General features: G+C 62.2%; 1 protein-coding gene. It reads left to right on the plus strand.

Features of this window, described 5'->3' with window-relative positions; translation table 11 throughout:
* Positions 1 to 424: 424 nt before the first annotated feature.
* Positions 425 to 1,438, plus strand: a complete 1,014-nt coding sequence (locus tag ACT6Y9_RS10750; protein WP_443744525.1) for a bile acid:sodium symporter family protein — start codon at positions 425 to 427, stop codon at positions 1,436 to 1,438.
* Positions 1,439 to 1,802 lie beyond the last annotated feature (364 nt).

Below are 1,802 nucleotides of genomic sequence, written 5' to 3' on the forward strand. Positions count from 1 at the left end.
CCGCCGCGGATCCGCATGCCCGCATTCCGCCTTCGAGGCCGTTCCGCCCGCCCGAGGCCTCTTGCGCCCGTAGGGCAAACGCCCTAGTACCAAGCGGATTCCCTTAGGAGTCATCTCCCAATGCGGTTGGAGATGATCATGAAGTGCACATCTTCGCCCCGTTTCGAAACCCGCACGCACTCAAAAAGCCCGTTTCCTTCTGTAAATTGATCAAACGCCCCGCGGGAAACCCTTCCCCGGGTCGTCCGGACTCAAAGGGATGCGCATTCCCGGCGGTCCGCGTCAGAGGCGGCGGATTTTCCTCCGCTTCGAACAACTTTTGTGGGCGGCCGAAATCAAGGCCTGAAAGACCATGAAATCTCTCTTCAGCTTTACAGCTTTTTGGGAGGCAATGCGCCAATAACGCATTCGCCTGTTTGAAGAAATGAAGTACCTAGTGAAAGTGAGCCAGTTCGTCAACAAGACCTTCGCCCTGTGGGTCGTCGTGTTTGGAATACTCGGGTTCATTTTCCCTGCGGAATTCAAACAGGTTGGTCCCTACGTCCCCTACCTCCTCGGCGTCGTGATGTTCGGCATGGGCCTCACGCTCTCGGCCGCGGACTTCCGGGAGATCTTCCGCCGTCCCCGCGACGTCTTCGTCGGCGTCGTCGCCCAGTACACGATCATGCCGCTCTCGGCCTACGCGCTCTGCGAGCTGCTTGATCTGCCGCCCGATCTCGCCGTGGGCATGATGCTCCTCGGCTGCGCTCCCGGCGGCACGGCTTCGAACGTCGTGACGTTCCTCGCCCGCGGCGACGTCGCCCTCTCGGTCACCGTCACGTCCTGCACGACGCTTCTTGCGCCCGTGATGACGCCCGGCCTGATGTACGTCTTCGCCAACCAGTGGCTGCACGTTGATCCGACCTCGATGTTCCTCTCGATCATCCAGATCATCCTGCTGCCGATCGCCCTCGGCCTCGTGGTCCACAAGGTTCTCGGCGACAAGCGCATCGAAGCCGCGGTTGCGGCCCTCCCGATCGTCTCCGTCGGCGCCATCGTGGTGATCGCTGCGGCCGTGGTCGCCGCGACTCGCAACCAGATCCTCTCGGTCGGTCTCCTCGTCTTCGCCGCCGTCTTCATCCAGAACGCGGTTGGCATGGCGTTCGGCTTCTTAGTCGGCCGCTCGACGGGCATGGACCTCGCCAAGTGCAAGTGCCTGTGCTTCGAAGTCGGCATGCAGAACTCGGCCCTCGGCGCCGCCCTCGCCGGCGTGCACTTCGCCGCCTCCCCGATGGCTGCGCTTCCCTCGGCCCTGGCCGCCCTCTGGCACAACGTCGCCGGTCCGGCCGTCGCGACGGTCTTCCAGGGCTGGCACGAAGAGGGCGAGAAGGAATCCTTCTTCGATCGGGTTGAACGCGCCGCCAAGGCCGAATCCGCTCCGCAGACGGTCCGCCACTAACCCACACGCCGCACCTGCCGTCAATCTTCCCGCTCCCCCGCAGCGTCTCCCTGGCTCACTTCACACTTCTTCGTGGAGGCGCCCCTCGGAGCGGAAGAACCCGACGAAAGGAACAAGCGGCCATCAAGGCTCCGGATGAGAATCCGGGGCCTTTTTGCATGATGAGAGCCCTCCGAGCCTCGACCCGACTGACGACGGCCTGCAACCGTGAAGCGTGGACTCATCGCCGGGTCAAAGGACATTCGTAAGTCCCCCAAAGCTTTGCAACCTCGAAAAAAGGGCTCTTCAGGCATAGTTGTGGGTAGTTCTGAGGAAATACCGTTTCAAATGTCCTGAGCGCTTCTTGCCATCTCTGCCCTCTCGA

The organism is Sutterella sp., from assembly GCF_052272535.1.
Classification (GTDB): domain Bacteria; phylum Pseudomonadota; class Gammaproteobacteria; order Burkholderiales; family Burkholderiaceae_F; genus Sutterella.